At 65.1% G+C, this 15350-nt stretch carries 19 protein-coding genes; 10 read left to right on the forward strand and 9 right to left on the reverse strand.

Annotated elements, in window-relative coordinates; all coding sequences use genetic code 11:
- The first annotated feature begins 119 nt into the window (after positions 1-119).
- On the forward strand, positions 120-452 hold the full coding sequence (locus P9217_RS00690) for a hypothetical protein (protein WP_278086860.1): 333 nt from the start codon (positions 120-122) through the stop codon (positions 450-452).
- Here P9217_RS00690 and P9217_RS00695 read toward each other — a convergent pair.
- The 3 genes from P9217_RS00695 to P9217_RS00705 form a co-directional block, all read right to left on the reverse strand.
- On the reverse strand, positions 405-1406 hold the full coding sequence (locus P9217_RS00695; RefSeq protein ID WP_278086859.1) for a YihY/virulence factor BrkB family protein: 1002 nt from the start codon (positions 1404-1406) through the stop codon (positions 405-407). The genes P9217_RS00690 and P9217_RS00695 overlap by 48 nt on opposite strands.
- Positions 1407-1438: 32 nt before the next feature.
- On the reverse strand, positions 1439-2539 hold the full coding sequence (locus tag P9217_RS00700; protein ID WP_278086858.1) for a flavodoxin family protein: 1101 nt from the start codon (positions 2537-2539) through the stop codon (positions 1439-1441).
- A 343-nt stretch (positions 2540-2882) separates the two neighbouring features.
- On the reverse strand, positions 2883-3227 hold the full coding sequence (locus tag P9217_RS00705) for a hypothetical protein (RefSeq protein ID WP_278086857.1): 345 nt from the start codon (positions 3225-3227) through the stop codon (positions 2883-2885).
- Between the two features lie 671 nt (positions 3228-3898).
- Here P9217_RS00705 and P9217_RS00710 point away from each other — a divergent pair.
- Positions 3899-4201, forward strand: a complete 303-nt coding sequence (locus P9217_RS00710; protein WP_095824503.1) for a DUF982 domain-containing protein — start codon at positions 3899-3901, stop codon at positions 4199-4201.
- 7 nt (positions 4202-4208) lie between these two features.
- Here the strand turns inward: P9217_RS00710 and P9217_RS00715 are convergent, their stop codons facing one another.
- Positions 4209-4928, reverse strand: a complete 720-nt coding sequence (locus P9217_RS00715; RefSeq protein WP_066998395.1) for a Crp/Fnr family transcriptional regulator — start codon at positions 4926-4928, stop codon at positions 4209-4211.
- A 173-nt stretch (positions 4929-5101) separates the two neighbouring features.
- Between P9217_RS00715 and P9217_RS00720 the strand changes: the two genes are divergently transcribed.
- Together P9217_RS00720 and P9217_RS00725 are read left to right on the forward strand one after the other, a co-directional pair.
- The gene (locus tag P9217_RS00720; RefSeq protein WP_278056865.1) at positions 5102-5335 is read left to right on the forward strand and encodes a hypothetical protein; all 234 of its coding nucleotides are present in this window, start codon (positions 5102-5104) and stop codon (positions 5333-5335) included.
- Between the two features lie 81 nt (positions 5336-5416).
- On the forward strand, positions 5417-6328 hold the full coding sequence (locus P9217_RS00725) for an alpha/beta hydrolase (protein ID WP_278056863.1): 912 nt from the start codon (positions 5417-5419) through the stop codon (positions 6326-6328).
- Here the strand turns inward: P9217_RS00725 and P9217_RS00730 are convergent.
- Positions 6316-6849 carry a hypothetical protein gene (locus P9217_RS00730; RefSeq protein ID WP_278088261.1) on the reverse strand — a complete coding sequence of 178 codons (534 nt, stop codon included), beginning with the start codon at positions 6847-6849 and terminating at the stop codon, positions 6316-6318. The two genes, P9217_RS00725 and P9217_RS00730, sit on opposite strands and share 13 nt — an antisense overlap.
- 86 nt (positions 6850-6935) lie before the next feature.
- Here P9217_RS00730 and P9217_RS00735 point away from each other — a divergent pair, with 86 nt between their 5' ends.
- The 4 genes from P9217_RS00735 (at position 6936) to P9217_RS00750 (ending at position 8334) form a co-directional block, all read left to right on the forward strand.
- Positions 6936-7433: a hypothetical protein gene (locus P9217_RS00735; protein WP_095778269.1), complete on the forward strand. Its 498-nt coding sequence runs from the start codon at positions 6936-6938 to the stop codon at positions 7431-7433.
- A 108-nt stretch (positions 7434-7541) separates the two neighbouring features.
- Positions 7542-7754 carry a hypothetical protein gene (locus tag P9217_RS00740; RefSeq protein WP_066998409.1) on the forward strand — a complete coding sequence of 71 codons (213 nt, stop codon included), beginning with the start codon at positions 7542-7544 and terminating at the stop codon, positions 7752-7754.
- A 25-nt stretch (positions 7755-7779) separates the two neighbouring features.
- Complete coding sequence (locus tag P9217_RS00745) at positions 7780-7980, forward strand: hypothetical protein (RefSeq protein ID WP_067322603.1); 201 nt, start codon at positions 7780-7782, stop codon at positions 7978-7980.
- 33 nt (positions 7981-8013) lie between these two features.
- Positions 8014-8334, forward strand: coding sequence for a plasmid stabilization protein (locus P9217_RS00750; RefSeq protein ID WP_278086855.1), 321 nt, complete (start codon positions 8014-8016; stop codon positions 8332-8334).
- Positions 8335-8504: 170 nt separating this feature from the next.
- On the opposite strand, the gene P9217_RS00755 is transcribed toward P9217_RS00750, so the two are convergent.
- Positions 8505-8963, reverse strand: a complete 459-nt coding sequence (locus tag P9217_RS00755; protein ID WP_095778267.1) for an Lrp/AsnC family transcriptional regulator — start codon at positions 8961-8963, stop codon at positions 8505-8507.
- A gap of 170 nt (positions 8964-9133) precedes the next feature.
- On the opposite strand from P9217_RS00755, the gene P9217_RS00760 reads away from it, so the two are divergent.
- Together P9217_RS00760 and P9217_RS00765 are read left to right on the forward strand one after the other, a co-directional pair.
- A complete protein-coding gene (locus P9217_RS00760; protein WP_095824506.1) occupies positions 9134-9874 on the forward strand; it encodes an AzlC family ABC transporter permease in 741 nt (246 codons plus the stop codon).
- On the forward strand, positions 9871-10170 hold the full coding sequence (locus P9217_RS00765) for an AzlD family protein (protein ID WP_095801370.1): 300 nt from the start codon (positions 9871-9873) through the stop codon (positions 10168-10170). The genes P9217_RS00760 and P9217_RS00765 overlap by 4 nt, the downstream gene beginning before the upstream one ends.
- Positions 10171-10449: 279 nt before the next feature.
- Here P9217_RS00765 and P9217_RS00770 read toward each other — a convergent pair whose 3' ends face one another.
- From P9217_RS00770 to P9217_RS00780, 3 genes are all read right to left on the reverse strand, one after another.
- Complete coding sequence (locus tag P9217_RS00770; RefSeq protein ID WP_278086854.1) at positions 10450-12552, reverse strand: EAL domain-containing protein; 2103 nt, start codon at positions 12550-12552, stop codon at positions 10450-10452.
- Between the two features lie 341 nt (positions 12553-12893).
- On the reverse strand, positions 12894-14051 hold the full coding sequence (locus tag P9217_RS00775) for a M20 aminoacylase family protein (RefSeq protein ID WP_278086853.1): 1158 nt from the start codon (positions 14049-14051) through the stop codon (positions 12894-12896).
- Positions 14052-14146: 95 nt separating this feature from the next.
- On the reverse strand, positions 14147-15343 hold the full coding sequence (locus P9217_RS00780; protein ID WP_278086852.1) for a diaminopropionate ammonia-lyase: 1197 nt from the start codon (positions 15341-15343) through the stop codon (positions 14147-14149).
- Between the last annotated feature and the right edge of the window lie 7 nt (positions 15344-15350).

The following is a 15350-nucleotide window of genomic DNA, read 5'->3' on the forward strand; positions in this document are numbered from 1 at the left end:
CGACTTCCTCCCGCGATTGACACGTGAGGCAACGCATTCGGCTGGACAAGGTTTCAATGGCTCGCACACAGCGGCGAAACCGCTGCCAAGCGCCTGACACTGGGTGCATGGAACTTCGGTTGCTGCTGATTGTTGCACCTGAAAGGCGGGTCGGGATGACCATATCGTCGTTGCATCTGCTCAAGGGCATAGGCTATTCGATCTCAACGGTAAGCGTGATGCTGCTGGCGATCGTCAGTTGGGAGCACGTTTCGCAAAATCCGTTGCTGATTGCCTGCCTGCTTGGCGGCGCCGCCACTTCGATCATCGGGATGTTCTGCCGCTGGCTTTCCTACGAAGTCGAAAAGCGTCAGCAGGAGCGACAGGTAGAGAACGGCCGACCCTCGAACCGGCGGCCAGCATCCTCACCCCTGCCGCCAGCGCCGGAACTCCGAGATCAGCACCGTGATTAGGCTGCTGAGGACGATCCATCTGACGACCTCGCCGTCCGGCACGCCCGGTTGCGGTGACCTGCCTGACCTTGCCGTTTCGTCGCTGGCCGCCACCACCGGCGCAAGATCCTGCCGGCTGCCGCTCCGCACCGAATAGGCGCGGGTGATCTCGGCACCGAAGAGGAAAATCTGTGCCGAGTAGTAAACCCAGACCAGCACGACCATCAGCGCGCCGGCAGCGCCATACGAAGTGCCGATGGCGCTGGTGCCGATGTACCAGCCGATCAGCGACTTGCCGATGGTGAAGAGCAGTGCGGTGACGATGGAACCGACGCCGACGTCGCGCCATTTGAGCCTGCGGTCCGGCAGGACCTTGTAGATCGCCGCGAAGAGCAGCGCGATCAGCACGAATGAGACGATGGTGTTGATCGCGCTCACGATCAGCTCGCCGAACGGCAGGTGCTGGTTGATGACCTCGCTCAGCGCCGAGATCGCCGTGCTTGCGGCGAGCGACACCAGAAGCATGAAGCCAAGAGCTGCCACCAGCCCGAGGCTTGCCGCCCTCGCCCGCACCAGGCGCGAAAGCGAAACGCCGCTGGGCTTGACCTTCCATATCTCGTTCAACGACTGCTGCATCTCTCCGAAGACGCCGGAGGCGGTGACAAGCAGCGTGATCAGCCCGATGAAGGTGGCCAGCGTGCTGGACCCGCGATGCGCGGCGGTCTCGATCACCGCCGTGAGCAGTTCGGCGCTCTGCGGGCCCATCACCCCCGCGAACTCAGCCGAAAGCGCGAGCTGCGCGGCGTCGTTGCCGATGACGATGCCCGCGATTGCTACCACGATCAGAAGGATCGGCGCCAGCGAGGTCGTGGCGTAGAAGGCTATCGCCGCGCCATGGCTCAGCGCATTGTCGTTGACATAGCCGGTGATGCTCTCTTTCAGCACAACCCAGGCTTCCTGGAACCAGCGCTGCATCTTCCTTCCCGTCGGCTGTTCCTCCTCGGCGGCTATTTGGGGCGCGGATCCTCGAGCCCGGCTCCGATGGTCTGGAACGAACCCGCGCGACGCTTCTCGACGGCTTCGGCGAGCGCCAGCGCGGCATTGCGGACTTCCGTCTGCACGGCATGGTCGGCGTCGAGCTCGTCATGGCTCGTCGCATAGGGCTTCCAGTAGCCAATGTAGCGGTCGAGCTCGGCAGCCTCGCCCACCGGATCGAGCTTCATCGAGCGCAGCCAGTCGGCGAGGCTGTGACGCACCCTTCCGGCACCTTCGGTGTCGCCATGCACGATGACGGAGAACAGCCGGCCGGCGAGATGGCGCGGATAGTCCCGGCCGGCAAGCTCGACCTTCTTGGCAAGCGCGGCATCCTTGCCCTGCGTCAGCGAAGGATCGGGATTGCCGCCGTCGGCGCAGACAAGCCGGTCCATCATCAGCTTTACCGGCGAGGAGGAATGATACCAGTTGACCGGCGTGACGATCATGACGCCATGCGCCTCGACCCAGAGCGGGTAGATGTCGTTCATCCAGTCATTGACCTGCCCGAGCGAATGATTGGGGTAGCAGGAGCATGGCCAGTGGCAGAGCGCAGCCGCGGTCGAGAAGCACGCCTTGCAGGGAAAGATCCGGCGGCCGTATTCGGAGGCGAGCCGCGCGAGGTCGAGAACCTCGATCGCGAAGCCCGGTCTTGCTGCAATGGCGCTGCGCGCCAACTCGACAAGGCGGAAGGTCTTCGACATTTCGCCCGGGCAGGTGTGCTCGCTGCGCGAGGAGCCGTTTATGAGCAGGATGCGGGACGGCGCGGTCTTGTCCTCGTAGCGGCGCTGTGCCGCTTCGACCGCTTCGTGCGCGGCGAACCAGTCGACGGAGAGATCATAGTCCGGATCGTGGAAGCCCTGTCCCGCCTTTCTGGTGATCGGTGCCTTGCGTTCTTCGCTGTAGGCCTGCCAGGCGATCTCGGCCAGCCTGCCAATGGCATCCGCCTCCGACTGAAAGGCCGGATCGTAGAATTGTCTCAGATAGCGTGCCTTGAATTCGCTTTCGCCGAGACGCGGGCTCGGCATGCCTTTGCGCGGCTCAGGGCTCTTGCTGAAATCTGTGCTGTTTGCCATGCGCCCACGCCCGAGTTGGGCGGGCCGGGTGGGACAAGAGCTCGTCTGCCTTTTCGTTGGCCAGGGTGTGAAGCCGGAGAAACCAAACCCTGTTCTCTTTACCACCAGGTCCGGCTGACGCGGCCCGCTGAGGACAATTCGGCGCGGGCCCGATGGTTCCGTGCTTCGGAGCCGAGAAGATAAGGGACCGAGGCAGGCCGTGCCGGGCCCGCCGCCGGCAAAAAACCGCCCCGGATGGGAGAACCGGGGCGGCAATTGTGGGAAGCAGTTCGGGTATCCGGGAACTGCACAGTCAGTAACTCGCCCGTGCGGGAAAAGTTTCCCGCCAGACCGATCATGCGTTCTACTTCGACGGCTGCGGCGGGACCTCGCCCGGCTTGATCACCGGCATCTGGCTGGTGTCGGCCGGCGGAGCGGTAGCGTTCTTGTCGCCCGTGGGCGGAGGCTTCAGCACACCGTCGCAAGGCGCCAGGCTGGCGGTCAGGTTGTTGGACTGATCATTGGCCTGCGCTTTCGGGGCCTGCGCTTTCGGCTGCTCGCCGGTCTGATTAGGGGTCGCGCTGGCGTCCGGTTTGACCTGGCAATCCTCGATCTGCGGATTCTCCAGCTGGGTCTGGGCCGCGGCAGTCGTTCCCGACATTTGGCCCGACATCATGACAATGGCGAAGCCAAGAAGTGCTTTCTTCATTGGATCCTCCTTATGGATTCGGCAACCGCCGACGATCGGGGAGAGCCGTTCGCCTTCGCAGGCCGACGTCGACTCTGGCCCCGCTCGCCGTGTTCGCCACCGGGTGGCGGTGGGGCACCGGGGCATTCGTCATCCTCTTCTCGAGAGACAACGCTATCGGAGAGACAACGCATGCCGGCCGAAAAGGTTGGCTTTCGGTAGAGGCTGCGGTCTCGGCAGGGCGTGGCGCACGTACATCAAAGTTAAATGCGCGAATGCTGCCGGAGTGCTAGTCGCTCGCAGCTTGGGGGGACTCTACGAGGAGAGTCCCATGGAAATTCGAGATCTGATCGGCACACTGTCCAGGTCATTTCTGCGCCAGGGTGCCCGGCGTCCGTGGCCGATCCAGTCTTTGCGCGCCGGCGTGCCGCTCAGGCCGCGTCCGCGCCCGCCGTACCGCCCGCAGCCGCCCAGCCGGCCGGCGAGCAATTAGCTTGCCGCTTATTCAGCGCCTGCCTGTGCAACCGGTCGGCGGCATCCTCGTTATGACGATCCAAAAACATGTGGTGGCAACGATGAGACCCTTTCGGACCAACAATCATCTTTTCATTCTGGCGGCAGCGGCGGTGACCGCGGCGCCCTTCGCGGGCCTCGCCTGGCGGGCTCAACAGTGGCTTGGATGGTGACCGGGGATGAGTAGATTCCTGCCGCTCACCATCCGCTTCGTCACTGGCGGCTCAATGGTGGTTTCGTCGATCGCCGACGCAAGGAAGGCCTTGGACGGAGCCTGGAAGAACAAGGAAGCGCCCGACTATTTGGCGGCGGCGCGGCTGGTGGACGACGCCATGGCGGGCATCTGCCGTCCGGCGGTCGCCTTCGACGCTTTCAAGCAGGCCGCCGCCCGGCAGGGCCTGCTGAGGACGGCCGACCCGAGCGCGGCACTCTCGATGCTCGACTCGCTGTGGTCTGGCGACGACCAAGGGCCGCCGCGCTGACGCGTTCTCACCTTGGCTCGTTCCTCATGCTGAGATAGGTCGGGTCGAATTCCGCAATGGCGACCAGGCGGTTCCAGTCGAGGATGTCGATCAGGTGGTTGGTCCAGTTGATGACGTTCATGCGGCGCAACGTGCCGATGACCCGATTCATATGGACGACGGAGAGACCGAGCACATCGGCGAGTTCGGCCTGCGAAAGCGGCAGATTGAAGCTCATGACCCGCGTCTTCTTCACGGCCTGCAGCCTGACGAAGAGTTCGCATATCAGATGCGCCAGATGCGCGGTCTTGGAGCGGCGTCCCATGGCCACGATCCATTCCCGGTGGATGGCGCCGTCCACCAGCGTGTCCAACCAGAGCAGCCTCGTCAAATGCGGGGCCTTTTCGGTGATTTCCCGCAACTTGCTGTGCTCCGCAGCGATGATATGGCAGGGCGACAGCGCGACGATGCCATGGTCCATGGTCTTCAGGAGAAAAGCGTGCAGATCGACGAAATCGCCGGCAACATGGAGCGCAGTGAACTGCCGGCCGCCGTCCTCCAGCACCTTGTAGCGCGCGGCAATCCCGTCGACGATGAGGGTGCTGAAAGTCGGCCTTGATCCTTCGGCGACGAGATCCTCGCCAGCGACGAAATACTTCTCCACCGATGTGGCGCTGGCCAGCAACGCCTTCTCGCTTTCGGAGAGAGCATCGTGCTGACCCAGGTTCAGATAAAGGGGTTCCAGCATGCGCGGCCGCCCGTTGTGATTTGCAAGGGCCTAACGTTGCAGAGCCGGGCCGGGTTGCAGCGGACCACCACACCGCCGGCCGCCGGCAAAGCAGTCCCCGGCCAAGACGGTCCGTTGGAACCATGATCGCGCGCAGGGATTGAACGTCCAGGTTGCGGCGGATGCTTTCGCGGATGGAACGCTTCTACTTCGATTTGTACAACACCGTGCACACGCAAATGGACAGCGAGGGGCAGCTCTTCTCCTCAGCAGAAAACGCGCGAAAGGAGGCGCTCAGGATCTTGCAGGATGTCGCGCGCGACGAGATGCCGAACAGTGATAACCTCAAGATCACCATCAAAATGCGCACCGACAAGAGAGGCCAGATATTCGAGGCGTCCCTTACAGTCAAATCCGCCTGGAGCTGACCACGGAAGGCGCCAGCCGAGAGAAGCCGCGGCCCGAGCAACCATCCCGCCCGCGGCCGTTCCGCCTGTGGAGTACAAAGCATGTTCGGCGGTTTCGAAAGCGCGGAAGTCGATACGGGCGCGGCACGGACATTCATCCGGACTGCCGGCAGCGGCCCGGCGCTGCTCCTGCTGCACGGCTTCCCCGAAACGCATCTGATGTGGCGCGACGTGGCGCCGAAGCTGATCGACCGCTTTAGCGTCGTCTGCGCCGACTTGCGCGGCTACGGCAAAAGCTCCTGTCCGCCATCCGATCCGGATCATGCGCCCTACGCCAAGCGCGCCATGGCTGCCGACCTCGCGGCGCTGATGACTAAGCTCGGCTTTGGCCGCTTCATGGTTGCCGGCCACGATCGCGGTGGACGCGTTGCGTATCGCCTGGCGCTGGACCACCCGGACCGCGTCGAGAAGCTTGCCGTGCTCGACATCGTACCCACCGCCGATGTCTGGGACAGGGCCGACGCCCGGCTGGCGCTGGGCTATTGGCCCTGGTCGCTCTTGGCGCAAGCCGAGCCGCTGCCGGAGACGATCATGACGGCGGCCGCGGATGCGATCGTCGACAGCGCGTTGGCTGGCTGGGGTTCCTCGCCTGCCGCCTTTCCCGCCGAGGTCCGGCAGGCTTATGCCGAGGCCTTGCGCGATCCAGCCCACGCGCACGCCATCTGCGAGGAATACCGTGCGGCAGCGACGCTAGACCGTGAGCACGACCAGGCGGACCGCAAAGCCGGCCGGCGCATCGGCTGCCCGATGCTTGCGCTATGGAGCGGACATGGCGCGCTCGCCGAATGGTACGCGCGAGAGGGCGGTCCGCTGGCACTGTGGCGGGAGTGGGCCGACGACGTCAGCGGCGGGGTCAGCGGCGGGACGATGCCCGGCGGGCATTTCTTTCCCGAAGAAGCCCCGGCCGAGACAGCCGCAAGGCTCGGCGAGTTTTTTGCCGGCTACAGGCCGTAGGCCAGGGTGAGGTAGATCGCCGGCGCAACGATCAGGCAAAGCGCCATCACAATCACCACGGCATTGCCAAGGCGCTCGGCGCGCCTGGCGATGTCGGTGACATCGTCGTCGTTGAGGAATTGGAGAATCGAGGTGTCGGCGAGGACGGAGAGGCGATTGTCGTTCGCGGGCAGGCTTTCGGGCTCTCGCAGATTGGGCTTGGCAGAAATAAAGGTCAAAACGTCGTCTCGCTTTCGAAGCCGGCCGCGCGACTTCCTGGTTCCAATGATTGTGGATGGTATTGGATGCCCGCCATTTGCGCGGAAACGGCGGGCACCCAAAACGGCGCCGACGAAGGGGACTTCGTCGACGACCGCTACCAACTCGAAGCCTCCGCTTTGGTTGCCGTCGAGGGCCCAATGCGCGAGCCACTCCGACTTCAGTCGTAGGAAAGAGACCGACCGTGGCCCCGGGCCCTGGCGCCCGCGCGGACCGGCGACGCACCGTCCCGCGATCCCTTCGCGGGACGCCGCCCAGAACATCCAATTTGGAACTTCTTCCCCTCCCCTTGGTTCCTCCGAAACCCCGGCGGCTCGGCCGTCGGCAGGACGTTTGAACGGAGGCAACAATGTCCGTGCGCACACTTCACCCCGAACGTGTCGATGAGACACGTATGCAGGCCTATTCGACCTTCGCTCCGCTGCTCATCACCGCCCTGAGCCAGAAGCTGGCGCGCTGCCAAGGCAAGAGCGAGATGGACAAGGTCGAGGCGTCCCTCATCCGCGTCATCGAAGAAGCGGACGTCGTCACGGGAGACGTCGAGGCAATGAAGGAGTTCGCGATCGAACTCGTCGTGTCCACGCTGCGCAATGTGCGCGAGCATCCCGACGCCAAACAGGATGTGGAACAGATCGACGGCCGCCGCACGCAAGGACGCTCGGAGAACCCGGACACGCTGGAAGAACAATTGCAGTCCGGTCTCGAAGACAGTTTCCCGGCGAGTGATCCGCCCGCGGTCGTCTCCACCGCCATCAGCGGTGGCGCGAAGGACATCGTCGGCACCGACGAAGTGCTGCGCCGCAAGAAGGAAGCTGCCGAGCGCGGGCACGAAAACGAGAAGGCGTAGCCCCAGCCCCGCAGCCGCCCGTTTCAGGCGCCCTGCCTCATCGCGGTCGCCAGCTCGGCGAAGGAACCAGTCCTTTCGCCAAGGGTTGGTTATCGGAAGGAGAAAACGATGGATAAAAGCAAACTTCCACATCGCCCGGGCGCTGGCCGAACGGCACAAGACGCAAGGCTGCCGACCAAGGGCGGCGACGATCCGGACGTGCGGTTCCTGGCCGAGAACACCGACCTTTCACCGAAGCAGGCGCGCGAGCTGATCCGCGAGCACGGGCATGACCGCGACAAGCTGCTTGAAATCGCACGAACCATGAAGGCCGAGGGCTGACCGGCTCTCTGAAAGCGAGGCAACGATGAGCAACTCACCCCGTACGGGACGTCCAGGCACATCCGATCAATGGCCACGTTGGGAAGGTCCGAAAGCCAATCGGCCGAGAGGTTATCTGCCAGCCAAGGACGATCCCGACAAGGATCGCGACGCGGCCGGCGAGAACAACCAGGACCCCGAGCGGTCCGATCTCGGCGACGCGGTCAAAACGAAGAAGGAGCCGTAGGGCGGCTCCTCTCAGCCCAACAGGAGAAGAAAAATGCCACGCGGAGACAAATCGAAATACACCGACAAGCAGGAGCGCAAGGCCGACCATATCGCCGAGGGCTACGAAAAGCGCGGCGTCTCCGAGAAGGAAGCCGAGCGCCGGGCCTGGGCGACCGTCAACAAGGACGATGGCGGCGGCAAGAAGGCGGGCGGCTCGGGCCGCGGTAAGCACACCGGCCATCCGGCGGCGCACAAGGGCGGCAAGGCCGGCGGCCAAGCATCAAGCTCGCGCTCGGCGGCCGAGCGTTCTGCTTCCGCCAAGAAGGCGGCGGCGACGCGCAAACGCAACGCGGAGCACCACGCCCAACATTAGGCGTGGGTTCGCCTTCTCCCTTGCCGGAGACGGCGGACAGGCGCGCAGCGCCGAGACGATAGAGACGAAACGAGGCGCTGGGAAACTGGCGCCTCATTGCCGCGGCGGTCCTTCCAGCAGCATCCCGACGGTTCGCGGTCACCTTCTCCCTCAAGGAAAAAAGGGAAGATCTAAAGCGGCATCTCCGAAGTCTGCTTGACCGTCTGGCTGGGAACGTCGGTCTTGACGTTCTGCACCCCCTTGATGCGACTTAAGTGCTCCGACTGGAAGCGGCGATAGTCCTCGATGCCCGCCGCCACAACCCGCACCATAGCGTCGCAATCGCCCAGCATCAGATAGCATTCCAGCACCTCGGGCAGCTTGGCCACCTCCCTGGCGAAATGCTCGATCGTGTCCTCGTCCTGCTGCTTCAGCCAGATGCGAGTGAAGAAGGTATGACCGCGACCGATCTTGGCCGGGTTGAGCACCGCGACATAGCGGTCGATGACGCCAGCCTCCTCCAGCAATTTTACGCGCCTGAGACAGGGTGACGGCGACAGGCCGACCTCTCTCGCAAGATCGTTGTTGGCCATGCGTCCGTCGCGCTGCAGGGCGCGCAGGATCCGCTTGTCGATCTCATCCAGCTTCATGGCGTCTGATTCCAATATTGGCTTAATTCTCGCTATCCAATGCCAAACCTTGGCAGAAACGGCGCATCTTCGCAACCCGATTGCGGAGCATTTCGGCTATGGTGGCCAGCGATAACCGACCATCGAGCAACCGGAGAAGGCCGCCCCGCAAGGCTGGCCGAAGAAGAGCCATGAGCGTTTCCGAGATAACCCTGGGCCACCCTCCCGCCGAAGCACGCGGCGCCGAATTCCGGCGGGGCGCCGCCGCCTCGACGCCGGTGCTGCTTGGCATTGTCCCCTACGCACTCGTGCTGGGCGCGCAGGCCGCGCAGAAGGGCTTGAGCGTCGTCGAGGTGCCGTTGATGACGGGCCTCAACTTCGCCGGCGGCTCCGAATTTGCCGCCATCCAGCTCTGGACCTCGCCGCCGCATGTGCTGTTGATCGCCGCCATCACATTGCTGGTCAACAGCCGGCATTTCCTGATGGGCGCGGCACTTGCGCCGTTCCTGCGCCACCTGCCCAAACGCAAGGCGCTGCCCGCGCTGTTCTTGATGTGCGACGAGAGCTTTGCGCTCGGGCTCGCCGACGCGAAGCGCCGCGCGGCCAGCGGACTGCGGCCAGCCTTCAGCCTCGCCTACTATGCGGGAACTGCCCTTCCCTTCTATCTTGCCTGGGTGATTTTCACGACCTGCGGAGCGGCGCTCGGGCCGGTGCTTGGCAACGTCGAGCGCTACGGCTTCGCCATGGCCTTCCCGGCAGTGTTCCTGGTGCTGCTGCGCGGCATGTGGAAGGGTTTTGCCGCGGCGCGCCCCTGGCTTGTCAGCCTAGTGGTGGCGGCGGCAACTTATCTGGTCGTTCCGGGCGCCTGGTACGTGGCGACAGGCGCGCTGTCCGGGTTGGTGTCCGCCTGGCTTCTGGCAGGTGAGAAATGATCGAGCCCTGGACCGTCCTCGCCATCCTCGCCATGGCCGGCGTCACCTATTTGACGCGGATCGGCGGCTATGTCGTGCTCAGGAACCGCACGCTCAGTCCACGCGCCACCGCCGTGATGGAAGCCGCGCCCGGCTGCGTGCTGATCTCGGTGATCGCGCCCGACTTCGTGTCGAAGAATCCGGCCGATCTGGCGGCGCTCGTCATCACATTGCTCGCGGCGACAAGACTGTCGATGCTGCCGACGGTGGTCATCGGCGTGGCTTCGGCCGGGGTATTGCGGTGGGTGATGGGGTAAACGCCGGCGGCCCCCCTCTGCCATGCCGGGGCATCTCCCCCAAGGAGGAGATTGGCTCTCCATCGCATCAATTGCCGTAGACCCCAATTTCGCCAGACGCGATCGAAGCGGTCTCGTCGATCCAGCCCAGATGCTTTTCCAGCGCCGGTCCAGCGGGTCGGGGTCCTGCGGGTCGATGATCGCGGGACCATTGTATCGGGCAAAATGCCGAGCTGATCCAGGCCGAGCTGCTGTTCGATCTCGGCAATCGCGGAGGGTGCTCGCAATTTTAGCCGTGGCTTATTTTGCGACACCCACCCGGGCTTGTGGCTTCTCGGCCGCGGCCCGCGCCGCGATCGCCTCCAGCGGCTCTGGCCGGTGCAGGAAATAGCCTTGGCCATAGCCGACGCCCATGCCGACGAGGATCTCCAGCGCGCTTTTCCCCTCGACCTTCTCGGCCACGACGGCGCAGCCCATCGAGCGGGCGATGCCGGCGATTGCCGAGACGATCTCGCGGTCGAAGCGGCTGTCGGCGATGTGCTGGACGAAGGAGCCGTCAATCTTGATCGCATCGATAGGAAAGCGCCGCAGATATTCGAACGAGCTCATGCCGGCGCCGAAATCGTCGAGGCTGACACGGCAATGGCGCAGCCTTGCCCGGCGCACGAATTCCTCCGCTGCGTCGAAATTGGTGACAGCCGCGGTCTCGGTGATCTCGAAGCCGATTGCAGACGGCGGCGCGCCGTTCTCGGCGATCGCCGCGTCGACGAAATCCCAAAGCTGCGGATCGGAGAGCGTCTGCGCCGACAGGTTGAAGCCGAGCGAGACGGCGCCGGAGAGCATCGCCCTGCCATGGCGCGACAGCGCCGTGCGGATGATCCAGCGGTCGAGCCGGGCGGCAAGCCCGAAGCGTTCGGCCACCGGCATGAACTCGCCCGGCAAGATCAGCTTGCCGTTGCGCGCCTCGAGCCGCGCCAGCACCTCGACATGGCGGCTGTCTTGCCAAGGCCTGCCGAGGCGATGGATCTCCTGGCCGAACAGCTTCAACCGGCTGTCCTCCATGGCATCGACCAGATCGGCGGCAAGCCGCGCGGCGTTGAGGCCGCCGGCTCCGGAAGCTGTTTCGGCCGAGAACACGGCGAAGCGGTCGCGCCCGCCGGCTTTGGCGGCGTAGCAGGCATCGTCGGCGCAGGCGAGCGCATCGGTTACCGTCGTCCGGGGATCGCGCACGAAGGCGATGCCGATGCTGGCGGCTAGCCTGCGGGACGACACGGCGGAGCCGAGATCGGCGTCGCGCACCGCGGCGAGCACGGCACGCGCCAGCCGCTCGGCGCAAGCGTCGCTGCAGTTCGGAACCAGCAGCGCGAATTCGTCGCCGCCGAGGCGCGCGGCGTGCGCCGAAGGCGGCAGGCTGGCGCGGATGCCGCCGGCGACGCTCTTCAGCGCGATATCGCCCGCGGCATGGCCGGCATAGTCGTTCAGCGCCTTGAAGTAGTCGAGGTCGACATAAAAGACGGCAAGCGGCAGCCGGTCCGCCGCGCCGATGTTTTCGGCGAGCAGCCGGTCGAAGGCCGAGCGGTTCCACAGCCCGGTCAGCGCATCGTGATGGGCGGCGTAAGCGAGCTCCTCGGCGCGCTTCGTCTCGTCGGTGATGTCGCGTACCGTGCCGAGGATCTGGCCGGCCGAGCCGGCGCCGGCGATCAAACGCACCAGCGACTCGACATGGCGGACCGAGCCGTCGCGCCGGACGATACGGTATTGCGTGGCGGTCACGCTTTTCGAGCCCGGCGGCGGCAGATGCGCGCGCTCGGTGGCCTCCTTGTCGTCCGGGTGGAGATAGGTGTGCCAGAGATCGGCCGTCACCTCGTCGGTATCGCTGACCAGGCCGAAGATCTCCCTGGTGCGCGGGTCCCAATAGCTCTTGTTGGTGCCGATATCGTAGTGCCAGATGCCGGTGCCGCTGGCGGCGAGCGCGAGCCGCAAGCGGACATTGACCTGCTCAAGCGCGGCCTCGGCCTCCTTCTGCCTCGTGATATCGGTCTGCACGCCCATCAGGCGCAGCGGCTTGCCCTCGGCATCGCGCTCGACGATGCCGCCGCGGTCAAGCACCCAGACCCAGCGGCCGTCCTTGTGCTTCAGCCGTAGTTCCGTCTCGATCGACTCGGTGTCACCAGCGATATGGCGGTCGCCGCTCGCCAGTGCTCGCTCGCAGTCGTCGGGATGAGTGAGCTTCAGCCACAGATCGGAGGTATCGAGCTCGCCCTCGGCATAACCCAGCATCTTCCACCAGGTCGGCGAATAGTAGCAATCGCCCGTCGCGAGATTCCAGTCCCATAGGCCGAGCTGGGCGCGATCGAGCGCCAGCGCCCAGAATTCGCCGTTGCGTTTGGTGTCGTCCGCCATGCCCTCGTTCTTGCCGTCCCCGTTCGGGCATAGTGCATGAAAGCTGACAAAAAAGGGTTACTGGATGAAGCTGCCAATCTCCCCGCTTTTTGGAGGAAATGTCCGGCAGAACAGGGGGGCGCGAAGGATCGCGGCCCATCTGCTTCGTCATCCGAGGGCGAAGCAAGGAGCGAAGCGACGCGCGCAGACCCTGGGATTCATGCCGTTACGCTAAAGCGTTGCAACAGCTACAGTATTCTGCGCTGCCGAACTCTACGCCAAAGGTCATCGAATGGATCCTCGGGTCAAGCTCGAGGATGACGAAGCAGAAGCTCCGCCGCTTTCGCCAATCGCAGACGCCCTTACCCCGCCGCCAGCCTTCGCCTCACCACCGCCGCATGGAAACGCGCGCCATGCAGCAGGCCTTCATCGTTGAAATCGTAGGCCGGGTTGTGCAGCGGGGCGGAATTGCCGTTGCCGAGGAAGACGAAACAGCCGGGCACTTCGGTGAGGAAGCGGGCGAAATCCTCCGAGGCGGTCATCGGCTCGGCGGCGATGCCGACGGCATCGCCGGCCAGCACCGTTCGGGCCGCAACAAGCGCCTCATTCACCAGCGCCGCGTCGTTGATCAAGGGCACGAACTCGCGCGTGTAAGTAACGTCAGCCGCTACGTTATAGGCCTGCGCAGTGCCTTCGGCGATGCGGCGCATCTCCTTCTCGATCGCCGCGCTCACCTCGGGCCGGAAACTGCGGCAGTCGCCAAGGATGCGGGCGAGGCCGGGCAGCGCGTTGCGGGTGCCGTCGGTGATGAGCTCGGTGACCGAGACGACGCCGATATCGACGGGGCTCAGGCGTCGCGAGACGATGGTCTGCAGGTTGACGACCAGCGCGCAGGCGGCAACCAGCGTCTCGCGAGCGTCGTGCGGCCTGGCGGCGTGGCCGCCCAAGCCTTTCAGCACGATCTCGAAATTGTCCTCGGCCGACATGATCGGACCGCTCCGGGTTTCGAAGTGGCCGATGGGCAGGCCCGGCATGTTGTGCAGCCCGAAGATTTCCTCGAAGGGAAAGCGTTCGATGAGCCCGTCTTCGATCATCGCAAGCGCGCCCCTGCCCCACTCCTCGGCCGGCTGGAAGATGAACCGCACCGTGCCGTCGAAGCCGCCTTCCTCCGCAAGCAGCTTCGCCGCGCCGAGTAGCATGGCGGTGTGACCGTCATGGCCGCAGGCATGCATGGTGCCCGGCGTCTGCGAGCGCCAGGCTTGGGTCCCTTGCTCGGCGATGCGCAGCGCATCCATGTCGGCGCGCAGCGCAATCGCGCGATTGCCGCTGCCCCTGGCCAGCGTGCCGACAACGCCGGTGCCGCCGATGCCTTCCGCGACTTCGAGCCCGAAGGCGCGAAGCTTCTCCGCCACGAAGGCGGCGGTACGTTTTTCCTCGAAACCGAATTCCGGGTGGGCGTGAAGGTCGCGCCGCCAGGCTGTCATCTCGCGATGCAGCTGCTGCTGGTCGAGTTCAGCCATCTTCTCTTCCCCAGCGCTCGTTCCAGGCGAGTCTTCCCGAAGTTGCGCTTCGTTTCCATCGATTCCGGAGGGAAGCCCGCTTTCCTGAAAATCCTTCAGGCGATCTGCAGCTCCAGCTCCCGCGGCACCGCCCCGACCAGCTCGGTGTAACGGCCGGCGTCGGTCGCGCCTTCCGAATTGATGACGAGGACACGCGACGTCGCATCGAGCCCGAGAGCCGCGCGCATGCCCTTGTCTCCGGCTGCGCGGATCAGCCCGGCAAGCCCCGCGCCGCCGCTCTCGCCGGAAACGATGGCCGGATCGTTGCCCAAGGGCCGGGCCAGCCGGTTCATCACCGCGACCGCGTCGTCTTCGTCGACGGTCATGAAGGCGTCGCCGACGCGGGCCAGCACCCGCCAGGCGATCAGGGACGGCTCGGCGCATTCCAGCATCGCCATCACCGTCGACCGCTGAGGAGCGATCGTTACGGGACGGCCGGCCTCCACCGAGGCGTAGACGCAAGCCGAGCGCCTCGGCTCGACCACCACGGCCTTCGGCCGCCCCTCGCCGAGCAGAATTGCCATATAGCCCGCAAGCGCCGCCGCAAAACCGCCGACGCCGGCCTGCAGGAAGACGTGCGTGGGCGGCTCGGCCATGTGCCGCAGCGCCTCGCGCACGATCACCGTGTAGCCCTGCATGACAAGCCCCGGAATGCGCTCGTAGCCACGCCAGGAGGTGTTGGAGACGATCTTCCAGCCGCGCTCGGCGCCGACCCGGGCGACTTCGCGGACCGCCTGATCATAACCGCCCTCGACCTGCACGATCTCGGCGCCGAAGCGGGCGATGGCCGCCACGCGCTCGGCGCTGACGCCGGCATGGACGTAGATGACCGAACGCGCGCCAACGAGGCCCGCCCCCTGCGCGACCGATCGGCCGTGGTTGCCATCGGTGGCGCAGCAGAAGGTCATCTGGGCGGCGATAGCGCGCAGCTTCGGATCGTTAATTTCGCAGATATCGACTTCGCGACCGAAGCGCTTGCCGGCCTCTTCCAGCACCAGCCGCATGACGGCATAGGCGCCGCCCAGCGCCTTGAAGCTGCCAAGGCCAAGACGCTGGCCCTCGTCCTTGACATGCAGTGCTGCGATGCCGAGGCCATTGGCGAGCGCCGGCAAGGCATAGAGAGGCGTTTCGGCATGGTCGTCGCGAGCCCTCAGATAATGCTCGGCCCGGTCGGCGCCCGCCACGCCGAGGGCCTCGGCGTCGGCCGGCACCAGCGGCTGGTTGTGTTCGGGGCGCTGGTTGATGAGCAGCATGCTATTC

This window comes from Mesorhizobium sp. WSM4989 (assembly GCF_029625795.1).
GTDB lineage: Bacteria > Pseudomonadota > Alphaproteobacteria > Rhizobiales > Rhizobiaceae > Mesorhizobium.